Below are 20,851 nucleotides of genomic sequence, written 5' to 3'. Positions count from 1 at the left end.
GCTAGGCCCGCCAGAGGGCGAGCATCATCGCCTCCACCGCGATGCGGGGGCGGACGTTCGCTTCGATGGCCTTGCGGCAGGCGAGGATCGCGTCGATGCGGCGCAGCAGGGACTCGGCGCTGAGACGCGCGGCGGCCGCGCGGGTGGTGTCGGCCATGTCCGGGTGGACGGGGTCGACGCGGGCGCCGAAGCCGGCGGCGAGGGCGTCGCGGTAGAACGCGGCGAGGTCGACGAGGGCCCGGTCGAGCGAGTCGCGCTGGGCGCGGGTGTCGCGGGTCTTCTGCTTCTTCTCCAGCTCCTTGAGCGCCGCGGAGGCGCCGCGGGCGGCCCTGGACGCGCCCTTGCCGGTGCCGCCCTTGCCGAGGGCGGTCTCCAGCGCCTCGCGCTCGGCCGCGGAGCGCTCGGTGTACGTGCCGGAGGCCTCCGCTTCGGCGGCCTCGATGAGCTCGACGGCGGCGGTGAAGCACGCGCCGAGGCCGGTGAGGCGGCGCGGGATCTGGAGGACGTCGTGGCGCTTCGCGCGGGCCTCCGCGTCGGTGGCGAGGCGCCGGGCCCGCCCGACGTGGCCCTGGGCGGCGGCGGCGAACAGCTCGGCCTCGCGCCGGTCGAGGCCGTCGCGGGCGACGAGGAGGTCGGCGATCGCGCCGGGCGGGGGCTGGCGCAGGCCCATGACGCGGCAGCGGGAGCGGATCGTCACGGAGATCTCGGCCGGGTTCGTCGACGGCGCGCACAGCAGGAACACCGTGCGTTCCGGCGGCTCCTCGACGGCTTTGAGCAGGGCGTTCGCGGCGGCCTCGGTGAGGCGGTCGGCATCCTCGACGATGAGGACCTGCCAGGGCCCGGAGGTGGGGGCGCGGGAGGCGTCCAGGATGAGGCCGCGCACCTGGTCGACGCCGAGGGACAGGCCCTCGGGGATGACGCGCGTGACGTCCGGGTGCGTGCCGCCGAGGACCGTGCGGCAGGAGTGGCATTCACCGCAGCCGCCGTCGGGGCATTGGAGGGCCGCGGCGAACGCGACCGCCGCGGTGGAGCGGCCGGACCCGGGCGGGCCGGTGAACAGCCACGCGTGGGTCATGCCGGTGCCGCGGGCGGCCGCGGCGAGGACCCGGCGGGCCTCGTCCTGGCCCACGAGCTCGTCGAACACCCCGGAGGCGGTCACGCGCGACCGGCCTCCTCGGCGACGTTGCCCCAGCCGTACTCGTCGGGGCCGCGCTCGGGCGCCTTGTCGGAGTCGAGGCCGGGCCAGCCCGCGTCGGTGCGGGCGGTCTGGGTGCGGATGTCGAGGCGCTCGGCGACGGCCTCGCGGACCGCGGCGGCGATCTCGTCGGGCGTGCCGCCCGCGGGGATCACCAGGTAGCGCTTGGGTTCGGCGGCGGCGAGGCCGAGGAACGTCTCGCGGACCCGCTCGTGGTACTCGATGCGCTCCTGCTCCAGGCGGTCGCCCTCGCCGCCGGCCTTGGCGCGGTGCAGGCCCTGCGCGGGGTCGACGTCGAGGAGGACCGTCAGGTCGGGCTTGAGGCCGCCCGTGGCCCACTGGGAGACCCACGCGACCTCGTCCTTGCCGAGGTCGCGGCCCGAGCCCTGGTAGGCGATCGAGGAGTCGATGTAGCGGTCGGAGACGACGACGGCGCCGCGTTCGAGGGCCGGGCGGATGACCTTCTCGACGTGCTGGGCGCGGTCGGCGGCGAACAGGAGCGCCTCGGCGCGCGGCGACGGCGCGGAGTCGCCGCCGGAGTCCAGGACGAGGGAGCGGATGCGCATGCCGATGTCGGTGGCGCCCGGCTCGCGGGTGAGCACGGCCTCGTAGCCGCGGAGCTTCAGCCACGCGGCGAGCTTCACGGACTGCGTGGACTTCCCGGCGCCCTCGCCGCCCTCGAAGACCACGAAGAAGCCGTCGCTGGCGAGCGGGACGGCCGCCGAGAGCGGGCGTCCGCGCAGCGAGGACCACAGGTCGGCGAAGACCGGGACGCCCGGCTTGTCGTCCATGGACCTGAACGCGGTCACGCCGAGCCAGACGACGAGCCCGGCGGCGACGAACAGGAGGATGCGGCTCATCGACACCTGGACCTCGGTGAACCCGAGGTCCAGCTGGCGGGCGGCCTGCCAGCCCGCGAGCGGCGCGGAGATCGTCATGGAGAGCATGAGGATGACGCGCGCGGAGACGGCGATGAACGCGAACATGCGGCCGCGGATCTCGTCCTCGGTGGACCGCTGGAGGAGCGTGATCCCCGCGAGGAACGCCATCCCGGCGCCGAGGCCGATGATGACGGAGCCGATGACGGAGAAGACCATGTGCGGGGCGACCGCGTCGATGGCGAGCCCGGCACCTGCGAGGACGATGCTCATGCCGAACCAGCGCAGGCGCGAGAGCTCCCCGATGAGCTTGGGGCCGAAGGCGATCCCGGCGCCGAGGCCGAGGAAGAGGAACACGGCGAGGGTGTAGAACGCGGCGTCCCCGGCACCGAGCGTCGCCGCGTACACGGTGCCGACGCCGATGAGGATGCCCGCGCCGCTGAACGCGCCGAGCATCCCGAGGATGAGGCCGCGCACGCGCTCGTTCGTGCGCAGGTAGGCCCAGCCCTCGACGAGGTCGTGCCACACGCTCGTGGTCTTCGCGGCGATCTGGCCGTAGCGGCCGGAGATCTGCGGGATGAAGAAGTAGACGGTGGCGGCGAGGATCGCGAACATGGCCGCCGTCAGGTACAGGGCGATGACCATCGGCTCGGCCCAGGAGCCGAGGTTGGACCACACGTTCGAGCCGCGTTCGAGGACGGCGAGGACCGCGAACGCCAGCGGCGGGGCGATGCCGTACGTGGTGGCGAGGCTGAGCTGGTTCGCGGCCTCGTACTTCTCCTGCGGGAGGAGGTTCGGGACCGCGGCCTCCTTCGCGGGCGACCAGATGAGGACCGCGCCCTCGATGCACAGCTGGGCGACGGCGAGCCACACGACGGTGAACGCCGTGTTGTTCGTGATGAGGTAGACCGTGGGGACGGAGGCGATGAGCAGGAACCGGGCGGTGTCGCACGCGGCCATGGTCTTGCGCCGGTCGAACCGGTCGGCGAACACGCCCGCGACGGGCCCGAGCACCAGGGACGGCAGGAGCCGCAGCACGATCGTCGCGGAGAACGCGGCGCCCTTGGCCGCGGGGTCGTCGAACAGGGACTGCGCGAACCCCGCGGTGGCGAAGATCGCGAGCCAGTCGCCGAAGGAGGCCAGGCCGAGCACGGTCCACAGCCGCCGGAAGGGCTTGATCCGCAGCACCGTCTGGATGTCGGCAAAGGTGTTCGCCATGCTGCTCCTCGAAAGTCAGAAGACCGCACCGGGTCGACTACGAGACTAGTCGGCCCGATGCGGCCTCACGTCCCGGCGCGGTCTTCAGAGTGGCCTGGGACGTCCTGTTACGGAAGGCGGCGGGCGAGGTAGTCGCAGACGACGCCGTTGGCCTCGGCGATCGACGCCGCGCAGCCCTCGGGGTCGCGGCGGAACGCCAGGCGGACCAGGGCCTGCCCGGTCTCGACGGCCACCGTCACGGTCTTGCCCAGCTCGTCGTCCCCGCCGATGCCGAAGCGCTGCGCGAGCCCCGCGAGGATCTGGTCGGCGATCACGTCGCCGCCGGTGGTGACCGCGTCGGCCCGGCCCGGGTCGATCGCGTCGGCCAGGTGGAGGACGCGGAAGCCCGGCGCCGTGCGGTACATGTGCACGTACTCGGCGATCGCGGCCTCGACCCCGGCCCGCCAGTCGGCGGGGGGCTCGGCGTCGAAACGGGCGGTCAGGCGCTCGAAGTACAGGTCGATGTACCGCTGCGAGAGCGCCTCGGCGAGCGAGCGCTTGTCCCCGAAGAACTGGTAGACCGAGCCGATCGCGACGTCGGCGCGCTGCGCGATGGCGGTGGTCGAGAGCCGGTCGTAGCCGACCTCCTCGATCAGGTCGGCGGCGGCGTCGAGCATCCGGCGGACGCGGGCGGCCGAGCGCTCCTGGACGGGCAGGCGGCGAAGCGAGTGCGTCTGGCCGAACTTGGACACCGGTGACATCGTGGGCTGCCTCGCGGCCGGCACGGTGGCAGTGCTCATGGTGTTGTCTCCCCCCTCGTGATGACAAGTCACCCCATCATGGACGACTTGCCCGGATTTGAGGCTCATTCCCGGTCGTGTCGCGAGAGAAATTCCGGCTTCCCCCGACCGAGTGTCACCAATCGGACACGAAACGGATCGAAAGCTCCATGTCGTCCATCGACTTGCGGGAATGCGGAGTTGGTCACTCCCGCGCGTGCGGCGGTTGTGCCCGGGCACGCCGAGACGGAAGGATGGCGAGGGTTTTGCGCGTTGCTCTAGGGGATGGCAACCGCGGGAGAGGAAGAACACGTGAGTCAACGGCGCACACCGGCGTTCCGGGCCCGATGCCGCAAGCAGGCGGTCCACCGCGTGGCGATGGTCTCGGTCCACACCTCCCCGCTCGCGCAGCCCGGGACCGGCGACGCCGGGGGCATGAACGTGTACGTCCTCAACACCGCCCGCGAACTCGCCCGTTCGGGCGTCGAGGTCGAGATCTTCACCCGCGCCACCTCCTCCGAGGAGCCCCCCACGGTCGAGGCCGCCCCCGGCGTCCTCGTCCACCACCTCCCCGCCGGGCCCTTCGAGGGCCTGTCCAAGAACGACCTCCCGACGCAGCTGTGCGCGTTCACCGGCGGCCTCCTGCGCGCCGAGGCCCACAACCGGCCCGGCCACTACGACCTCATCCACGCCCACTACTGGCTCAGCGGCCAGGCCGCGTGGGTCGCCTCAGAGCGGTGGAACGTCCCGCTCGTGCAGACCTTCCACACCCTCGCGAAGGTGAAGAACGCGCAGCTCGCGGAGGGCGACAAGCCCGAGCCGATCGGCCGCGTCTGCGGCGAGGAGCAGATCACCACCGAGGCCGACCTGCTCATCGCGAACACCGCGGCCGAGGCCGACGAGCTCCAGCGGTACTACGCCGCCGACGCCCGCCGCGTCGAGGTCGTCCACCCCGGCGTCGACCTGGGGGTCTTCCGCCCCGGCGACCGGTACGCCGCGCGCGCCGCGCTCGGTCTCCCCCAGGACGCGCTCGTCGTCGCGTTCGTCGGCCGCATCCAGCCAGCCAAAGCGCCTGACGTCTTGTTGCGAGGGCTTGCGCGCCTGAGAGAGACCGACCCGGAGCTGGCCGAGCGGATCGTGCCCGTGTTCGTCGGCGGGCCCTCGAACACCGACCTGTACTGGCTGCCGAAGCTCGCCGGGGAGCTCGGCCTCGGCGACCGCGTCCAGTGGCGCACCCCGCGCTCGGGCGAGGCGCTCGCGCAGGTCTACCGGGCCGCCGACGCCGTCGCCGTCCCCAGCTACAACGAGTCGTTCGGGCTCGTGGCCCTCGAAGCGCAGGCCACCGGCACGCCCGTGCTCGCCGCGAAAGTCGGCGGCCTGCCCACGGCCGTCGCCGACGGCGTCTCGGGGATGCTCGTCGACTCCCACCGCTCCGACGACTGGGCCGGGGCCCTCGGGCGCCTCATGGGCGACGGCGCCCTGCGCGAGCGCCTCGCCGCCGGGACCCGCGCCCACGCCGCGCTCTTCTCCTGGCAGGCCACCGCCGAGGGCCTCGGCGCCGCCTACCGGCGCACCGTCCTGCGCCGCTCCCAGGCGATTACGCTGAACCGGTGATCGAGCGACTCAAGGCCGCCCTCGACGGGACCGGCGCCGACTACCGCCTGGACACGCCGCGCTCGGCGGTCGTCACGCTCCCCGGACGGCGCAAGCTCGCCACCGAATGCGGCCTGATCCTCGAAGACCACGCCCTCCGCGTCGAGGCCTTCGTGGCCCGCCGACCCGAGGAGAACCGCGAAGCGGTGTGGGCGGAGCTGCTGCGCCGCAACGGGAAGCTCTACGCCGTCGCGTTCGCGACCGACGCCAACGACGACATCCACCTCGTCGGCCGCCTCCCCTTCACCGCGCTCACCGCCGACGAGCTCGACCGGGTCCTCGGGCAGGTCCTCGAAGCCGCCGACGACACGTTCAACACGATCCTCGAACTCGGCTTCAAGTCCTCCATCGAGGAGGAGTGGCGCTGGCGCCTCTCCCGCGGCGAGTCCACCAAGAACCTCGAAGCCTTCGAGCACCTGCGCCCCGAGGAGTGAAGAGAGGCGCGCCCCCGCACGGGAGCGCGCCTCGGACCGGACCCGGGTCAGGGGTTCGGGTTGTACTTCGCGTGGCAGGTGAACCCCCACCCGGCGGTCGCGTAGGCCTGGGCCCAGTCGCCGGGGCCCGCGGTGACGGTGTTGACCGAGTTGCCGATGATCGCCGTCGCCGTATGGACGTTGTCCGGATGCTTGTAGTTGGAGTAGCAGCCCTTCAGGCCCGTCGAGCCGTCGAACCCGCTGCCGTAGCACCAGGTGCCGCCGTCGACGTCCTGGCAGCCCTCCTCCTCGACCGCGGTCAGCCAGGCCGGCGCGGCCGGCCCGGAATCCGGCGCGGCGATCGGCCCGGCCTGCGCGGCGCCCGCGCCGCCGAACAGCATGAACGCCGCCGCGGCGGCCGCAGCGGCCGCCTGTCCCACCCGCTTCATCGCAGGGTCCCCCTAGGTGTTCGTCTTGCTCTGTTCCCTTGCGCCGCTTGCTGAAAGAAGATTCCTTCGGCAGGTCGCGCCCGATCGAAGCTACCGGAGGGCGCAAGGGGTCACCGGGAGTTCGCCGAATTCGGCTCATGACCGGGCCCGAGTGTCGTGAACGCGACAAGCGCAGCGACTGGAGCGCGCCACGCAACGAGGAGGGCTGAGGCGGGACTTCAGGGGGCGATGAGGGCCGCGGTCGGGAACCGACCGGGCTCGCCCGCGAGGCGCTGCACGGTGTCGAGCCAGACCGCGGCGTGGAGCGGGAGCCAGAACGCCAGCGCCGCATCGCGGGCCGCGCCCTCCAGGCTCGCGGCGGCCAGGTCGGTGACGGCGTCGGCGAGGTCGAGGCGCAGGCCGGGGTCGACGCCGAGGCCGTCGAGGTCGGCGGCGAAGAGGAAGAGGAAGTGGCGGGACGCGGTCTCGGCGTAGGCGGCGTAGGCGCGGGCGAAGCCGGGTCCGGCGGCGGCGAGCGCGCCGGTGAGGTCGGCGGCGCAGGAGCGGTAGACCTCGGCGAGGAGCCGCTTGCGGTTGCCGAAGTGGCTGTAGACGCACATGGTGGAGCGGCCGGAGGCCTCGGTGAGGCGGCGCACGGACAGGTCGCCGGTGCCTTCGCTGGCGATGAGGTCGCGGCCGCCGGCCACGAGCTGCTCGGCGACGGTCGGTGACGGCACGGCGTCCTCCTGATCACGATTCGGCCCGGCGCTTGACGGCTTCCGCCGGATCAATAACAATCGTTATCACGATAACAGTCGTTATTCCATCCCTCTGGAGGTCGAGATGACCGAATCCCTTGCGCCCGTACAGCTCCGACTCGCGGCGGTGGCCGGGTGGCTCAGCGCCGCCATCGTCCTCGTCAACACCGCCAAGCGCGCCGAACTCCTCCCGGCTTCGGCCGCGACCCAGCTCCTCGCCCCGCTCGCGCAGCTCTTCGCGATCGGCCTGATCCTGGGCCTCTATGCGGCGTCCCGCCGCCGCGGCCCGCTCCTCACCGCGGGCCTCGTCGCGAACCTCGCGGCCGTCGCGGGCCTCACCGCCGCCGAGGTCTGCATCAACCTCGTCTTCGCCTACCTCGAACCCGCCCAGGTCGACCACCTGCGTGGCGGCCCGCTCGGCACCGCCCTCACCGCCGCGTCGCTCCTGTTCATCCTCGCCACCGCCGTCTACGCCGCGGGCCTGTGGCGCGGCGGCGCGCCCCGCATCCCCTTGGCGCTGTACGCCCTCGCCGCGGTCCCGATCGGCCTGCGCGCCTTCGTCCCCGAAGCCGCGCTCCAGATGTCGCTGCTCGTCCTCGCGGCCGCGCTGGCCTGGCTCGCAGCGTCCCTCTGGCGCGGCCCGGCCGCCCGCCGCTGACCCGCGACGGGACCGCCCGCGGCGCGGGCGGTCCGCACCGGCGGCCGTCGCCTGCTGTGAGGAGGCGACGGCCGCCACACCTTTGCGGCAAGCGGGATGGCGGGGCGGGCGGGACGCGGCAGGATAGGGGCATGACTTACACGCTCGTGCTGCTTCGCCACGGCGAAAGCGAATGGAACGCCAAGAACCTGTTCACCGGCTGGGTCGACGTCAAGCTGTCGGCGTCGGGCGAGGACGAGGCGCGGCGGGGCGGGCGGCTGCTCGCCGAGGCCGACCTGCTGCCCGACGTGGTGCACACCTCGCTGCTGCGCCGCGCCATCAACACCTCCGAGCTGGCGCTGGCCGAGGCCGGGCGCTCGTGGATCCCCGTGAAGCGCTCGTGGCGGCTGAACGAGCGCCACTACGGCGCGCTCCAGGGCAAGAACAAGGCCGAGACGCTCGCCGAGTTCGGCGAGGAGCAGTTCATGACGTGGCGCCGCTCCTACGACGTGCCGCCGCCGGTGATCGAGGCGGGCTCCGAGTACTCGCAGGACGGCGACGCCCGCTACGCCGACCTGGCCCCCGAGGTGCGCCCAGGCACCGAGTGCCTCAAGGACGTCCTGGAGCGGATGCTCCCCTACTGGTACGACGGGATCGTCCCCGACCTGCGCGCTAATAAGACCGTTCTCGTCGCGGCGCACGGCAACTCGCTGCGCGCGCTGGTGAAGCACCTCGACGGCGTCTCCGACGAGGCGATCGTGGGCCTGAACATCCCCACGGGCATGCCGCTCAAGTACGAGCTCGACGAGGAGACCCTGAAGCCGGTCGTGGCCGGGGGCGAGTACCTCGACCCCGAGGCCGCCGCCGAGGCCGCCGCCGCGGTGGCCGCGCAGGGCAAGAAGTAAAGGGAACCGGCCGCGCTGGGTGAACAGCGCGTGACATTGACTGAGCCCACTTTTTCGGCTCGCAAGCGTCGCCGAAGCGGCCCGGTGCTCGACGCCGGGCCGTTTCCTGCTTAATCTGGGGTCGTGGCCCACAACGAACCGCAGCCCAAGAGCCTCGGGAGAGGCGTCGGGCGCGTCCTGACCGGTCTCGCCGCCGGTGCCGCTTTCGGCGCCGCCGCGACCGCCCTCATGCGGATCAGGCACCGGGGGGCGCCCCACCCCGAGCCGCGCACCGTACCCGTCCCCGACACCCGCCCGTGGGAGGCCGCCGTCGGCCTGCTGCGGACCGGCGTGTGCCTCGTCGACGACCACAACCGCGTCCTGTACACCAACCGCGCCGCCCGGGACCTGGGGCTGGTGGACGACCACGAGATCGTGTCGCTGACGCTGCGGGCGCTGCTCGCGCAGGCGCGGCGCTCGGGCCGCTACCGGGACGCGGAGATCGAGGTCCCCAAGCAGGTCATGGGCGAGCCGAGCGCGGTGAGCGTGCGCATCACGCCGCTGCCCGACGGCGTGTCGGTGGCCGAGTTCCAGGACATCTCCGAGCTGCACCGCGTGGAGCGGGTCCGGCGCGACTTCGTGGCGAACATCAGCCACGAGCTGAAGACCCCGGTGGGCGCGATGCAGATCCTCTCCGAGGCGCTCAAGGACGCCGCGGAGGACCCCGACGCGGCCGCGCGTTTCGCCGACCGCATCCGCTCCGAGTCGAAGCGGATGAACCACCTGGTCACGGACCTGCTGGAGTTGTCGCGGCTCCAGGGCGCGGAGAAGCTGCCGGACCCCGAGCCGGTCGAGGTCGACCGGATCGTCATGGAGGCGTTCGACCAGACGCGGATAGCGGCCGAGGAGAAGGGCATCGAGCTCCGGCTCACCGGCGTCGAGGACACCGAGGTGCTCGGGAACGAGGCGCAGCTCGTCACTGCCGTGAAGAACCTCGTGGGCAACGCCATCTCCTATTCACCTGAGAACACCACCGTTGAGGTGGAGACGTCGGTGGCGTCCCCCACCGGGCATCTGGCCGGTGTCAAGATGGTGTGCATCGCAGTGCGCGACCAGGGGATCGGCATCCCCGCGGAGGAGCTGGACCGGATCTTCGAGCGGTTCTACCGGGTGGACGCGGCGCGGTCGCGCCAGACCGGCGGCACCGGCCTCGGCCTGGCGATCGTCAAGCATGTGGCGGTCAATCACGGGGGTAGGGTGGAAGTGTCCAGTATGCCCGATGCCGGATCAGTGTTTACCTTGATGTTGCCTGCTCGTTCCCTTCCGTCCGACGCCACGGCACCGGACTCGGCTGAAATCGGAACAAGCCAGCAAGCCGCCCGTTAGGAAGGTTCACTCGTGACCCGCGTGCTCGTAGTTGAAGACGAGGAATCGTTCTCCGATGCCCTCTCCTACATGCTCCGCAAGGAGGGCTTCGAGGTGGCCGTCGCCGCGGACGGCGACGCCGCCATCAAGGAGTACGAGCGCGCCGGCGCCGACGTGGTCCTGCTCGACCTGATGCTGCCGGAGAAGTCCGGCACGGAGGTCTGCCGGGAGCTGCGGGCGAACTCGAACGTCCCGATCATCATGGTCACCGCCCGCGACTCCGAGGTCGACAAGGTGGTGGGCCTGGAGCTGGGCGCCGACGACTACATCACCAAGCCGTACTCCTCGCGCGAGCTGGTCGCCCGCATCCGGGCCGTGCTGCGCCGCTCCGCCGAGCCCGACGACCCGATCGTCACGGTCCTGGAGGCCGGGCCGGTGCGCATGGACGTCGACCGGCACACGGTCACCGTCGGCGGCGGCGACGTGCAGCTCCCGCTCAAGGAGTTCGAGCTGCTGGAGATGCTGCTGCGCAACGCCGGGCGCGTGCTCACCCGCGGCCAGCTCATCGACCGGGTCTGGGGCGCGAACTACGTGGGCGACACCAAGACCCTCGACGTGCACGTCAAGCGCCTGCGCTCCAAGATCGAGCCCGAGCCGGGCAAGCCGCGCCACCTCGTCACCGTGCGCGGCCTCGGCTACAAGTTCGACCCGCACGCGTAAGGGCCCCTCAGAGCCTTCGCCCGCCGTTCACCTCCGGAAATCGCATATCCTATACGATATAGGATATAGGGATAACGCTTGCCGCATCGGATAGGCTGCCTTCGTGACCTACCTTCCCGCGGACGACCGCTACGAGTCCATGCCCTACCGCCGCTCCGGACGCAGCGGCCTCAAGCTCCCCGCGATCTCACTCGGCCTGTGGCACAACTTCGGCCACACCCGGCCGCTGGAGACGCAGCGGGCGATCGTGCGGCGCGCCTTCGACCTCGGCGTGACCCACTTCGACCTCGCGAACAACTACGGGCCGCCCGGGGGCAGCGCCGAGGAGAACTTCGGACGCCTCCTCGCCGACGACCTGAAGGCGTACCGGGACGAGATCGTCGTCTCCTCCAAGGCCGGGTACTACATGTGGCCCGGCCCGTACGGCGAATGGGGCTCGCGCAAGAACCTCATCGCGTCCGCCGACCAGTCGCTCAAGCGGCTCGGCCTCGACTACGTCGACGTGTTCTACCACCACCGGCCCGACCCCGACACGCCCCTCGAAGAGACCATGGGGGCGCTCGACGCCATCGTGCGCTCCGGCAAGGCCCTCTACGTGGGCGTCTCAAACTACACGTCGGAGCAGGTCAAGGCCGCCGCCGCGATCCTCCGCGACCTCGGCACGCCGCTGCTCATCGACCAGCCGCGCTACTCGATGTTCGACCGCCGCATCGAGGACGACAACCTGCTGGACGCCCTCGAAGAGGTCGGCGCGGGCTGCATCGTCTTCAGCCCGCTGGAGCAGGGCGTGCTCACCGACCGGTACCTCAAGGGCATCCCGTCCGACTCCCGCGTCGCCACCAGCCACTTCCTCAACGAGGACCGCCTCGACGACGCCACCATGGCGAAGGTGAAGGCCCTCAACGAGATCGCCGCGGCCCGCGGCCAGTCGCTCGCGCAGACCGCGCTCGCCTGGGCCCTGCGCGACGACCGCATGACCAGCGTCATCATCGGCGCGAGCTCCGTGAAGCAGCTGGAGGACAACGTCGCCGCGACCGCGAACCTCGCGTTCACCGCCGACGAGCTCGCCGCGATCGACGCCGCGTCCATCGGATAGCAAGGCCCGCAAGGCGTCAGCGGGACCGTCGCGCGTGCGGCGGTCCCGCGACCGATACCTCGGTATGACGCGACGCGCCCGGAAATCCACCGCAAGTCGGAAGCCGCGGGCGCGGTCATTTCCTACTATTCGGGCATGACCGCTCCACGGACCGCCCTCCGCCCGCCCCAGCACCAGTTCGATCCGCGCGTCCTGCCCTGGTGGCGCGTGCAGTGCCTCATCGCCACGGCCGTGCCCGTCGTGCCGCTCGCCGTCCTCGGCCTCCTCATCGCCCCGGCCCGCGCCTGGCTCCTCCTCCCCGCCGCCGCGATCCTCGTCTTCGGCGTCGCCGCGTCCCTCGCGATGCCCGTGTGGTGGCACCGCGTCCACCGCTGGGAGGTCACCGACACCGCCGTGTACACGCTCACCGGGTACTTCTGGCGGGCCTGGCGCGTCGCCCCCATGTCGCGCATCCAGACCGTCGACACCACCCAGGGCCCGCTCCAGCGGTCCTTCGGCCTCTCCACGGTGGTCGTCACGACCGCGTCGTCGGCGGGCGCGGTGAAACTCGAAGGGCTCGACCAGGACCAGGCGTCGGCGCTCGCCGAGCGCCTCACCGAGCTCACCGACGCGACCCCCGGGGACGCGACGTGAACGGCATCGAGCACGCCGAAGGCGCCGAGCCCTGGCGCCGCCTCCACCGCGACGGCCTGAAGGTCACCGCCCTGTACATGCTCGGCGTCGCCGTCGGCGCGGGCGTGCCCGTCGCCATCGGCATCGGCTCCGGCCCGGGGCTGCTCATCGCGCTCGCGTTCGTCGTGCCCGGCGCCGCGGTCGTCATCGGCCTCGTCGTCGGCTACGAAATGATCCGCCTGCGCGTCACCAGGTACCGCGTCACCGACGCGCGCGTGGAGATGCACACCGGCGTCCTGTTCAAGACCCGGCGCTCGCTCATGCGCGAGCGCATCCGCTCCGTGGACCTCACCGCGAACCCGCTCGAACGCGTCTTCGGCCTCGCGAAGGTGAAAGTGGGCACCGGCGAGACCGGCAGCGGCTCCGGATCGACGAGCGAGCAGACCCTCACCCTCGACTCGGTCGCCCGCGCCGAGGCCGACCGGCTCCGCGCGGAACTGCTGCGCCGCAGCGCGGTCGAAGCCGGCGAGGACGGCGAGCAGCGGCTCGCCACCTGGCGGCCCGGATGGCTCAAGTACGCGCCCCTGTCGTTCCTGACGCCGATGCTCGCGGGCGCCGCCGTCGGCGCGGTCTTCCAGGTCGCCGACTGGTTCGGGCGCGGCGGCCTGCCCGTGCAGGTCGTCGGCGACCTCGTCGGCGAGTACGGGCCGTGGGCCGTGCTCGGACTCGGCCTCGTCGGGCTGCTGGTGCTCGGCGCGATCGCCAGCCTTGCGCTGCAAGGCGAAGCATGGTGGGGGCACCGGCTCGACCGCGAGCCGGGCGGGACGCTGCGGGTGCGCCGCGGCCTCTTCGTGTCGCGCTCGCTCAGCCTGGAGGAGGAGCGCATCCGCGGCGTCGAGATCGTCGAGCCGCTCGGCGTGCGCTCCGCGGGCGCCGGGCGCCTCGACGTCGTCGCCATCGGCCTCAAGACCGACCAGGAGGGCTCCGACCTGTCGACGCTCGTCCCGGCCGCGCCGCTGCCCGCCGTCGTCGACGCGGCCGAAGCCGTCGTCGGTCCCGTCGACTGCGCACTGACGCCGCACCCGCGGACCGCGCGGGCGCGGCGGCTGCGCTGGGCCGCCGTCGCCGTCGTCGTGCTCGCCGCCGCGGCCACCGTGCCGCACCTGCTGTGGGACCTTCCGGCGCTGCTGAGCGCCGCGATCGTCCTAGCGGCGGTGCTGGCCTCGGTGTTCGCGGTGTGGACCGCGTTCGACTCCTATGCGTCCCTTGGCCATGCGCTCACCGCGCGGCACCTCGTGTCGCGGCGCGGGAGCACCCGGCGGGCCGCCGTCCACTTGGACCGGTCGGGGATCATCGGCTGGCGGCTCACGCAGTCGGTGTTCCAGCGGCGCATGGGACTGATGACGCTCGACGCGACCACCGCGGCCGGGAAGGGCCACTACGCGGTGATCGACGCCGACGAGCACGAGATCCTCGACTTCGCCGCCGAGGCCGTGCCGGACCTGCTGCGGCCCTTCGTAGTCAGGTCACCGGAATGACCGGAGCGCGTCCTCGCCGGGCGGCTCCTCGGCCCGGATGAGCGCCTCGATCTCGCCGATCCGGTCCCATGTGTTCACGGCCATCCCGGCGAGGACGCGCCCGGAGCTGGTCCAGAACGCCACGAATTCGAGCGACTCGACCGAGCCGGAGACGACCACGGAATCGTAGGCGTCGGGTCCGGCGACGAACCCGAGGTACTCCATGCCCAGGTCGTACTGGTCGGTGAAGAAGTACGGCAGCTTGTCGAAGGCCGCGTCGGAGCCAAGCACGGCCTTCGCGGCGTGCTCGCCGGTGTCGATCGCGGTCTGCCAGTGCTCCACGCGGATCGGGCGGCCGTAGTGCGGGTAGGGGGCGCTCGCGACGTCGCCCGCGGCCCACACGTCCTCGGCGCTGGTGCGCAGGGTCCCGTCGACGGCGAGGCCGCCGCCGAGCGCGCGCTCGCGCTGTTCGAGGCCCGCGGCCGCGGCGAGCCCGGCGTTGGGGACGACGCCGACCGCGACGAGCACCAGGTCCGCGTCGACGCGCTCCCCGTCGGTGGTCTCGACGCCAACGGCGCGGCCGTCCTCGCCGACGATCTTCGCGATCTCGGTGCGGCGGTGCAGGTCCACGCCCTTGTCGAGGTGCAGCTGCGCGAACACCAGGCCCATCTCGGGGCCGAGGACGCGTTCGAGGGGCTGCGCGCCCATGCCGAACAGGGTCACGTCGCGGCCGAGCTGCCGGGCCGACGCGGCGACCTCCATGCCGATCCAGCCGTCGCCGACGATGACAACGCGTCCATCGCCGCCTTTCAGTTCGGCCGCAAGGAGGTCGGCGTCCTCGACGGTGCGCAGCAGGTGCACGCCACGCAGGTCCGCGCCCGGCACGGGCAGGGCCCGGGGGCTCGACCCGGTGGCGAGGATCAGCTTCGCGTAGTCGAGGCCGCTCCCGTCGGCCAGCGCGACCCGGTGCGCGGCGGTGTCGAGCCCGGTCGCGGGCGTGCCGACGCGCAGGTCCGCGTTCTGGCGGTACCACTCCTCGTCGACGGTGAACAGGGCCCCGCGCCCGGCGTCCCCGCGCAGGTAGTCCTTGGACAGCGGCGGCCGCTCGTACGGGCGGTGCGGCTCCCCGGTGACGACCACGAGGTCGCCTTCGTATCCCTCGTCGCGGAGGGTCTGCGCGGCCTTGGAGGCGGCGAGGCCGCCTCCGACGATGACGTACGGTGCACTCATTTGCGGCTCCGGCTCCCGTAGGCGGTTGATCCGCCTCCCATTCTTACTCCGAACGGGTGACCGCGGCAGCCGGTGCGCTGATACGGGGAGCGTTCTCACGCTTGAACGTCTGGACTATATTGAGCCGGGTTCGCATCATTTAGGGGACCGGAGGGCGCGGCGGTGGCTGGTTTCAGCATCGATCCAGAGACCATGCGGAAGTCGGCCGACGAGCTCGACGCCGGCAAAGAGGAAGTGCAGGCGCTGCTCGACGAGTTCACTGCGGCGCTGGAGCAGTACGCCGACGGGTTCGGCGGCGACACCATCGGGTCCCTGACCGGCATGGCGCACCAGGCGTGCACCGACGCGGTCAACGAGTGCTTCACGACGAACATCGAGGAGATCGGCCAGATTGCGGTGGCGCTGCGGGAGATGGCCGACGGCCATGAGGCCGGCGACGACGAGTCCGCCCAATCGTTCAAGCAGCTCGCGGGCGAGCTCGGCGGCACCACGACCGGACCGAAGTAGGAGACGCGGCGACCAATGGGCATGCAGCTGCCGTCGGAACTCATCAGCATCATGGGCGCGCTCGGGTACGAATGGCCCGAGTCCGATGAGGAGAAGATCTTCAAGACCGCCGGGGAGTGGACCGGCATGGCCGACCGGATCGCTGGCCGGGTGGAGTCGCTGAACAACGCGGCTAGGACGCTGGTGGAGAACAACTCCGGCGCCGAGATCGACGCGTTCAAAGAGGAGTGGGACGACAAGGAGTCGGCTGTGCGGAACATCGCCGACGCCGGCGACCCGGCGAACCTCATCAACATCGGCCTCACGATCGCGGCGGGCATCGTCCTGGCGCTGAAGATCCAGGTGATCGTGCAGCTGGCGATCCTGGCGTTCCAGATCGCGCAGGCCATCGCGACGGCCGCGATCACGTTCGGGGCGTCCCTGCTCCAGATTCCTATTTTCAAGACCATCACGGGGCTCATCCTCGACCAGTTGATGGGCATGGCGATCAATGCGGTGATGAATGGGCGGTAGGAAGCGCAAGACTCCGAAGCCGCAGCGGGACGTCCCGGGGGCCGCGGTCGTCTCGAACATCCTCAAGGACGGGGACACGCTGCGCCCCGCCAAAGGCGGCGACTTCAGTGGGAAGGCCCCGGACGCGCCCGGGCCCGCGCCGAAGCCCAAGCCGGACCCGGTGCCGGACCGTCCCGACTTCGTTCCGGGCCCGGGCGAGCGCCCGATCCTGAACCCGCCCGCGGGCTTCAAGGACAAGGCCGACTTCGAGCGGTTCCGGGACCGCCTGAACCAGGGCCTGCACGACGCGGGGTACGACGACGCGAAGGTCATGCTCCAGGGCTCCGCGACCGACGGCGTGAGCCACAACCCGGCCAAGGGGAGCCGACCGTTCGACGGCGGCGGCAAGAAGAGCGACTACGACCTCACCGTCGAGAGCAACAAGCTCGTGGACGCCGCGAAGGACGCCGGGATCGACATGCGCAACGGCGGCCGCCGCACCGGGCCGATCGAGCGTGACAGGGACCTTGAGAAGGTCGGGTTGAAGGACCTCCACAAGGAGCTCACCGATATGACGGGCGGACGCCCGATGTCGTTCATGGCGTACCGCGACGCCCAGTTCGCCGTCAACCGCGCCCAGTCCCCCACCGTCTCCCTGACGCCCCCCTACGGCTACATGCCGCGGACGTGATGACTAGGCTCCCCGCGGAGCGAAAGGACAGCCATGGTTGAGAACCTGTACGGAGTGAAGGGCGGCGACGCCGAGGCGGTCGCCGCCGCGCTGGAGCCCGTGATCGGCCACCGGTTCGAGGGCCGCGACAGCTCCTTCTACGGCGACTACTGGGCCGCCGACTTCGGCGACGACGTCCAGATCCGCGTCATCCCCCAGGTCGACCCGTCCGGTGACCTCCAAGTCGAGGACTTCCCCGAATACCAGGTCCTCATCTACATCGACGGCACCATCTCGGTCGACGGCATCGCGGGCCTCCAGACCCCTGCGGGCGTCATCGAACTCCTGCGCGCCCGTTGACCTCACCCCTCGGCGTCGCCCATGTCTGGGAGCCCGGGATTGAACTCGGCCTCGAATTCGGGGAGGACCCACTTGTACCGCCCGCGGTGGCGGACGCGGACGAGGCCGCCGAAGGCGGGGTCCTGTTCGCGGACCCAAGCTTGGAGATAGCTGAGATGAGATCGCGCCTGTTCGGCGCTCACGGCGACCAACCGGTCCCAGTAGTTCAGACTAGGCACGGATTCATCAGGAAGCGCGACCTGGAGCGCAATAGCCATTGCATTGCACCAAGGCAGCGCCTCATGCAGCCACACTTCCGGAACCTCGACGAAGTAGCCCATCCTTGCCTGTTGGTACGGCGCCGGAGACCGTGAGTGCTCGCACAAGAACTTCACCCGCAGCGGCACGACCGTGTGGCCCGAGCCGAGTTCTCTAGGCTTCCCATCGGCGGCAATCGTGACCAGGCGGGGCCCATTGGCGGCTTCGCTCTCGAACGCCTGGAGGAGGTCTTGGAGGTAGGTCTCCGCATGGGTGATGAGCCGCTTGCCGGTCTGTGCCGCAAACTCAGGGCTGAGTAGTGTTCCGACAGCCGTCTCGAAGCGCTCGTCGGGGTCGACCGGCGCGACCACGCCGCTCAGCAGGTCTTGGATTGCGACATCCTCATCGCAAGAGCCGCAGGTGATCTCGCGCTTGCCCTTCAGACGCCGGTTGAACAGCCGCTCGATTTCCCACTGTCCTGCCTGCCGCCCTTCGGGATCGTTGCAGTTGCCGCCGCAGGAGACGTAGGTGCGGACCTTCACGCCCTGCCAGAATTCGGCGACGTGGCTCTTGATCTCCTCGATGACCAAGGTGAGGAGGTAGTCCGGGACCACGGCCTTGACCGAGACGATCAGCCGGTTCCGGTCGAGCTTGATGAGCGCCCGGCCGTGGAGGCCGTGGTCGATCACCAGGCCGCCGGTCCAGTGGAGGCTGTCCTCGTAGCGTTCGCGCCCAAGCGAAAGCGAGTGCAGCCGCACGATGAGCCGGTAGATCAGACCCTCGGGGATGTGGAAGTTGTCCGAGGCGTCGCTGAACTTGCAGATCCGGGTCTGCACGGCGAGGTCGCCGCCGTAGTCGTGCCATGCCTCCAGTGAAGGCGTGGCGGGGTCGACCAGCTGCGCGATGAGGCTCGTCGGCGGACGACCACCATGGCCCCCGCCGCCGACGCGGTACGAGATTTCGTACTCCTCCATGAGCCGCAACAGGACCCGATGGACCTTCTCCGGATAGCGCAGGTGCGGCGGGTTGGTCGGGTCGTTCCAGATCTCCTTCAGGCGGGTGTGCTCAACAAGTCCGTGGTTCAAGACGGTCCGTCCGTCGTCGAGCACCAGGCTGACCGCCGTACTGAGCCAGTCGCCCTTGAGGACCACCAACTGGTCGAGGCCGGGAATGTCCGGGTAGTGGCACCAGCGGCCGAGGTCCGTTGCCACAGACGCAAGGGTCCTCGCCGATGCTTCGGTGATGCCGTGCACCGCGGCACGGGCGAGGTAGTCCGGGTATTCGAGGTACGGCTCGGGAACCTGATGCAGGTCGTCCTGGAAGCGGCGCCAGCTCGCGGGCAGTTTCCGGGAGAAGTACGGGAGCGCGGAGGCGGTGCGCTGCACGGCGGACTTCAGGTCCTCGATCCCGGCGCCGGTGCTGCTGTCGACGTGGTGGAAACCCACGATGACATCGCCGTGGAGCTGGCGGAGCCGGTGCTCGTCGATGTGCGCGAACCGGTCCTTCGGTCCCCCGTGGGTCGCGACGACGTGCACGCGGACATCGTCCCCGGCCCGCCTTCGGATCAGCTCGATCCACTCTTCGACGTTGTCCTGCCGCGGCCCGTGCCGAGGCTTCCAGACCACGAGGTAGACAGCAGGAGCCGTGAAGAAGAGCTGATGCGTGGGCCGATAGGTCTCCTGGCCTCCGAAGTCCCAGGTGTTCAGCACGCACTCGTCGGCGGTCCCGCGCGAAAGGGTCAGCGCCCTGACCTCGATGCCGTGCGTCGAGGAGCGGTCGGCCTCGAACGGCTCCCCCAGCATCGCGGACAGCAAGGTGCTCTTGCCGACCGCGCCTTCCCCTACGAGCACGAGCTTCGCTTCACGGACTGCGACGCCGTCAGCGGCGACCTCCTTCAGGAAGGTCATCAACCCGCCTTCACCGCTCGCTTCAGCGGCGGCCATCTCCGGAGGGAGCGGGTTTTCGGATGCGGAGAACTGCTCCAGGTCGGGGAACTCGGCGATCTGCTCAGGAAGAGCCCGTAGCCGGTTGTCGCTGAGGTCGAGGTTGGTGAGCCTGGTCAGGTTCCCGACGGACTCGGGGATCGCCGCCAGCGCGTTGTTGCGGAGGTCGAGCAGGGTCAGCGAGGCGAGGTCGCCGATGGAGGCGGGCACCGAGCTGAGGCGATTGTCGCAGAGGCGGAGCATGGTGAGACTGGCGAGGCCGCCGATGGAATCGGGCAGTGAGGTCAGCCGGTTGTACGAGAGGTCGAGTTGGGAGATGCCGGTGAGGTTCCCGATCGACTCCGGGAGTGAGGCGAGCCGGTTCATGCTCGGGTCGAACTCGGTGAGCGTGGTGAGATTGCCGATCGACTCCGGAAGAGATTCGACGTCGTTGTCCCAGAAGCTGAGGCGCTCAAGCGAGCTGAGGTCGCGGATCGAGTCGGGCAGGGAGCGCAGTTCATTGTCGCGGCAGGTGAGGCTGGTGAGGGCGGCCAGGCGCCCGATACCGTCGGGCAGTGCAGTGAGCCGGTTGTCGTCCAAGTCGAGCTTGGTGAGCCCGGTGAGGTTCAGGATCGACTCGGGCAATGCGGTGAGCCGGTTGTCCTCCAGGTTCAGGCTCGTGAGCGCGGTGAGGTTCCCGATGGATTCCGGCAGCGACGCCAGGCGGTTGGCGTTCAACGTCAGGTGGGTGATGCCGGTGAGGTTTCCAAGCGACTCGGGGAGCGCTTTGAGGTCGTTGTTGCTCAGATGCAGCAGTGTCAACCCGGTGAGGTTCCCGATCGACTCCGGCAGCTCGCGCAGGTCGTTGCCGTAGAGGTTGAGATGGGTGAGCGCCGTGAGGTTCCCGATCGACGCCGGGATCTCCTCGATGTCGTTCCGCGCGAGGTCCAGCTGGGTCAGCGCGGTCAGCTCCCCGATCGACTCCGGAACCCGGGTCAACCGGTTCTTGTCCAGGTCGAGCGAGGTGAGCGCGCGAAGCCGGCCGATCGACTCCGGCACCTCGGCCACCAGGTTGTCGAAGAGGTCGAGCTTGGTGAGCCCGGTGAGATCCCCGATCGCATCAGGCAAGGAGGTGATCCGGTTGTCCTTGAGGTCCAGCTCGGTGAGCCAGGTCAGCTCGCAGACCTCCTCCGGGAACTCCCGCAGGTCGAGATCAGTGAGGTCGAGGACGGTCTGCTTGGTGCGCTTGGCTTCACGAATGCGGCGAACGGCCTCGTCGAGCATCGAAAGGGGCTCTTCCT

The 20,851-nt window shown here is 70.7% G+C and carries 20 protein-coding genes; 13 read left to right on the top strand and 7 right to left on the bottom strand.

What is annotated here, in order from left to right:
• Position 1: 1 nt before the first annotated feature.
• The 3 genes from WA640_RS26215 to WA640_RS26205 form a co-directional block, all read right to left on the bottom strand.
• Positions 2 to 1,159 carry a DNA polymerase III subunit delta' gene (locus tag WA640_RS26215; RefSeq protein ID WP_335991810.1) on the bottom strand — a complete coding sequence of 386 codons (1,158 nt, stop codon included), beginning with the start codon at positions 1,157 to 1,159 and terminating at the stop codon, positions 2 to 4.
• Positions 1,156 to 3,291 carry a dTMP kinase gene (gene tmk / locus WA640_RS26210; protein WP_335991809.1) on the bottom strand — a complete coding sequence of 712 codons (2,136 nt, stop codon included), beginning with the start codon at positions 3,289 to 3,291 and terminating at the stop codon, positions 1,156 to 1,158. The genes WA640_RS26215 and tmk overlap by 4 nt, the downstream gene beginning before the upstream one ends.
• A gap of 107 nt (positions 3,292 to 3,398) precedes the next feature.
• Positions 3,399 to 4,070, bottom strand: a complete 672-nt coding sequence (locus WA640_RS26205; protein WP_335991808.1) for a TetR/AcrR family transcriptional regulator — start codon at positions 4,068 to 4,070, stop codon at positions 3,399 to 3,401.
• Between the two features lie 357 nt (positions 4,071 to 4,427).
• Between WA640_RS26205 and mshA the strand changes: the two genes are divergently transcribed.
• Positions 4,428 to 5,663: a D-inositol-3-phosphate glycosyltransferase gene (mshA, locus tag WA640_RS26200; RefSeq protein WP_442904836.1), complete on the top strand. Its 1,236-nt coding sequence runs from the start codon at positions 4,428 to 4,430 to the stop codon at positions 5,661 to 5,663.
• Complete coding sequence (locus WA640_RS26195; protein ID WP_442904835.1) at positions 5,663 to 6,136, top strand: YbjN domain-containing protein; 474 nt, start codon at positions 5,663 to 5,665, stop codon at positions 6,134 to 6,136. Before mshA ends, WA640_RS26195 begins: the two co-directional genes overlap by 1 nt.
• 47 nt (positions 6,137 to 6,183) lie before the next feature.
• Here WA640_RS26195 and WA640_RS26190 read toward each other — a convergent pair whose 3' ends face one another.
• Together WA640_RS26190 and WA640_RS26185 are read right to left on the bottom strand one after the other, a co-directional pair.
• On the bottom strand, positions 6,184 to 6,564 hold the full coding sequence (locus tag WA640_RS26190) for a lactococcin 972 family bacteriocin (protein WP_146148065.1): 381 nt from the start codon (positions 6,562 to 6,564) through the stop codon (positions 6,184 to 6,186).
• A gap of 218 nt (positions 6,565 to 6,782) precedes the next feature.
• On the bottom strand, positions 6,783 to 7,280 hold the full coding sequence (locus WA640_RS26185) for a TetR/AcrR family transcriptional regulator (RefSeq protein WP_335991804.1): 498 nt from the start codon (positions 7,278 to 7,280) through the stop codon (positions 6,783 to 6,785).
• 106 nt (positions 7,281 to 7,386) lie between these two features.
• On the opposite strand from WA640_RS26185, the gene WA640_RS26180 reads away from it, so the two are divergent.
• The 7 genes from WA640_RS26180 (at position 7,387) to WA640_RS26150 (ending at position 14,153) form a co-directional block, all read left to right on the top strand.
• Positions 7,387 to 7,959 carry a hypothetical protein gene (locus tag WA640_RS26180; RefSeq protein ID WP_335991803.1) on the top strand — a complete coding sequence of 191 codons (573 nt, stop codon included), beginning with the start codon at positions 7,387 to 7,389 and terminating at the stop codon, positions 7,957 to 7,959.
• A gap of 131 nt (positions 7,960 to 8,090) precedes the next feature.
• Complete coding sequence (locus WA640_RS26175) at positions 8,091 to 8,843, top strand: phosphoglyceromutase (protein ID WP_335991801.1); 753 nt, start codon at positions 8,091 to 8,093, stop codon at positions 8,841 to 8,843.
• A gap of 123 nt (positions 8,844 to 8,966) precedes the next feature.
• On the top strand, positions 8,967 to 10,208 hold the full coding sequence (locus WA640_RS26170; protein WP_335991800.1) for a sensor histidine kinase: 1,242 nt from the start codon (positions 8,967 to 8,969) through the stop codon (positions 10,206 to 10,208).
• 12 nt (positions 10,209 to 10,220) lie between these two features.
• Positions 10,221 to 10,907, top strand: a complete 687-nt coding sequence (locus WA640_RS26165; protein ID WP_091048759.1) for a response regulator transcription factor — start codon at positions 10,221 to 10,223, stop codon at positions 10,905 to 10,907.
• A gap of 103 nt (positions 10,908 to 11,010) precedes the next feature.
• Positions 11,011 to 12,003, top strand: coding sequence for an L-glyceraldehyde 3-phosphate reductase (gene mgrA, locus WA640_RS26160; RefSeq protein WP_335991798.1), 993 nt, complete (start codon positions 11,011 to 11,013; stop codon positions 12,001 to 12,003).
• A gap of 135 nt (positions 12,004 to 12,138) precedes the next feature.
• Entirely contained in the window at positions 12,139 to 12,636 is a 498-nt protein-coding gene (locus WA640_RS26155; protein ID WP_335991797.1) for a PH domain-containing protein, read from the top strand.
• Positions 12,633 to 14,153 (top strand): PH domain-containing protein, encoded by a 1,521-nt coding sequence (locus WA640_RS26150; RefSeq protein ID WP_335991796.1) that lies wholly within the window; start codon positions 12,633 to 12,635, stop codon positions 14,151 to 14,153. Before WA640_RS26155 ends, WA640_RS26150 begins: the two co-directional genes overlap by 4 nt.
• Here WA640_RS26150 and WA640_RS26145 read toward each other — a convergent pair.
• The gene (locus tag WA640_RS26145; protein ID WP_335991795.1) at positions 14,142 to 15,362 is read right to left on the bottom strand and encodes an NAD(P)/FAD-dependent oxidoreductase; all 1,221 of its coding nucleotides are present in this window, start codon (positions 15,360 to 15,362) and stop codon (positions 14,142 to 14,144) included. The two genes, WA640_RS26150 and WA640_RS26145, sit on opposite strands and share 12 nt — an antisense overlap.
• Positions 15,363 to 15,524: 162 nt before the next feature.
• Between WA640_RS26145 and WA640_RS26140 the strand changes: the two genes are divergently transcribed.
• Genes WA640_RS26140 through WA640_RS26125 form a run of 4 tightly spaced genes read left to right on the top strand, consistent with a single transcriptional unit; the run spans position 15,525 to position 17,391 of the window.
• Complete coding sequence (locus WA640_RS26140; RefSeq protein ID WP_335991794.1) at positions 15,525 to 15,869, top strand: WXG100 family type VII secretion target; 345 nt, start codon at positions 15,525 to 15,527, stop codon at positions 15,867 to 15,869.
• A gap of 15 nt (positions 15,870 to 15,884) precedes the next feature.
• Positions 15,885 to 16,382: a WXG100-like domain-containing protein gene (locus WA640_RS26135; protein WP_335991793.1), complete on the top strand. Its 498-nt coding sequence runs from the start codon at positions 15,885 to 15,887 to the stop codon at positions 16,380 to 16,382.
• The gene (locus tag WA640_RS26130) at positions 16,372 to 17,052 is read left to right on the top strand and encodes a hypothetical protein (RefSeq protein WP_335991792.1); all 681 of its coding nucleotides are present in this window, start codon (positions 16,372 to 16,374) and stop codon (positions 17,050 to 17,052) included. The genes WA640_RS26135 and WA640_RS26130 overlap by 11 nt, the downstream gene beginning before the upstream one ends.
• 33 nt (positions 17,053 to 17,085) lie before the next feature.
• Positions 17,086 to 17,391, top strand: coding sequence for a hypothetical protein (locus tag WA640_RS26125; protein ID WP_335991791.1), 306 nt, complete (start codon positions 17,086 to 17,088; stop codon positions 17,389 to 17,391).
• A gap of 2 nt (positions 17,392 to 17,393) precedes the next feature.
• Here WA640_RS26125 and WA640_RS26120 read toward each other — a convergent pair whose 3' ends face one another.
• Positions 17,394 to 20,834 (bottom strand): leucine-rich repeat domain-containing protein, encoded by a 3,441-nt coding sequence (locus tag WA640_RS26120; RefSeq protein ID WP_335991790.1) that lies wholly within the window; start codon positions 20,832 to 20,834, stop codon positions 17,394 to 17,396.
• Between the last annotated feature and the right edge of the window lie 17 nt (positions 20,835 to 20,851).

The organism is Glycomyces sp. MUSA5-2 (assembly GCF_037034145.1).
GTDB lineage: Bacteria > Actinomycetota > Actinomycetes > Mycobacteriales > Micromonosporaceae > Glycomyces > Glycomyces artemisiae.
Note: the sequence above shows the minus strand (reverse complement) of the source record. Positions and strands in the feature narration are given on the sequence as shown.

Excerpts from the sequence above, each read along its gene's own strand:
- WA640_RS26135 (WP_335991793.1), top strand. The coding sequence starts at position 15,885 with ATGGGCATGCAGCTGCCGTCGGAACTCATCAGCATCATGGGCGCGCTC.
- WA640_RS26180 (WP_335991803.1), top strand. The coding sequence starts at position 7,387 with ATGACCGAATCCCTTGCGCCCGTACAGCTCCGACTCGCGGCGGTGGCC.
- WA640_RS26155 (WP_335991797.1), top strand. The coding sequence starts at position 12,139 with ATGACCGCTCCACGGACCGCCCTCCGCCCGCCCCAGCACCAGTTCGAT.
- WA640_RS26125 (WP_335991791.1), top strand. The coding sequence starts at position 17,086 with ATGGTTGAGAACCTGTACGGAGTGAAGGGCGGCGACGCCGAGGCGGTC.
- WA640_RS26145 (WP_335991795.1), bottom strand. The coding sequence starts at position 15,362 with ATGAGTGCACCGTACGTCATCGTCGGAGGCGGCCTCGCCGCCTCCAAG.
- WA640_RS26175 (WP_335991801.1), top strand. The coding sequence starts at position 8,091 with ATGACTTACACGCTCGTGCTGCTTCGCCACGGCGAAAGCGAATGGAAC.
- WA640_RS26190 (WP_146148065.1), bottom strand. The coding sequence starts at position 6,564 with ATGAAGCGGGTGGGACAGGCGGCCGCTGCGGCCGCCGCGGCGGCGTTC.
- tmk (WP_335991809.1), bottom strand. The coding sequence starts at position 3,291 with ATGGCGAACACCTTTGCCGACATCCAGACGGTGCTGCGGATCAAGCCC.
- WA640_RS26205 (WP_335991808.1), bottom strand. The coding sequence starts at position 4,070 with ATGAGCACTGCCACCGTGCCGGCCGCGAGGCAGCCCACGATGTCACCG.
- mshA (WP_442904836.1), top strand. The coding sequence starts at position 4,428 with ATGGTCTCGGTCCACACCTCCCCGCTCGCGCAGCCCGGGACCGGCGAC.
- WA640_RS26130 (WP_335991792.1), top strand. The coding sequence starts at position 16,372 with ATGGGCGGTAGGAAGCGCAAGACTCCGAAGCCGCAGCGGGACGTCCCG.
- WA640_RS26120 (WP_335991790.1), bottom strand. The coding sequence starts at position 20,834 with ATGCTCGACGAGGCCGTTCGCCGCATTCGTGAAGCCAAGCGCACCAAG.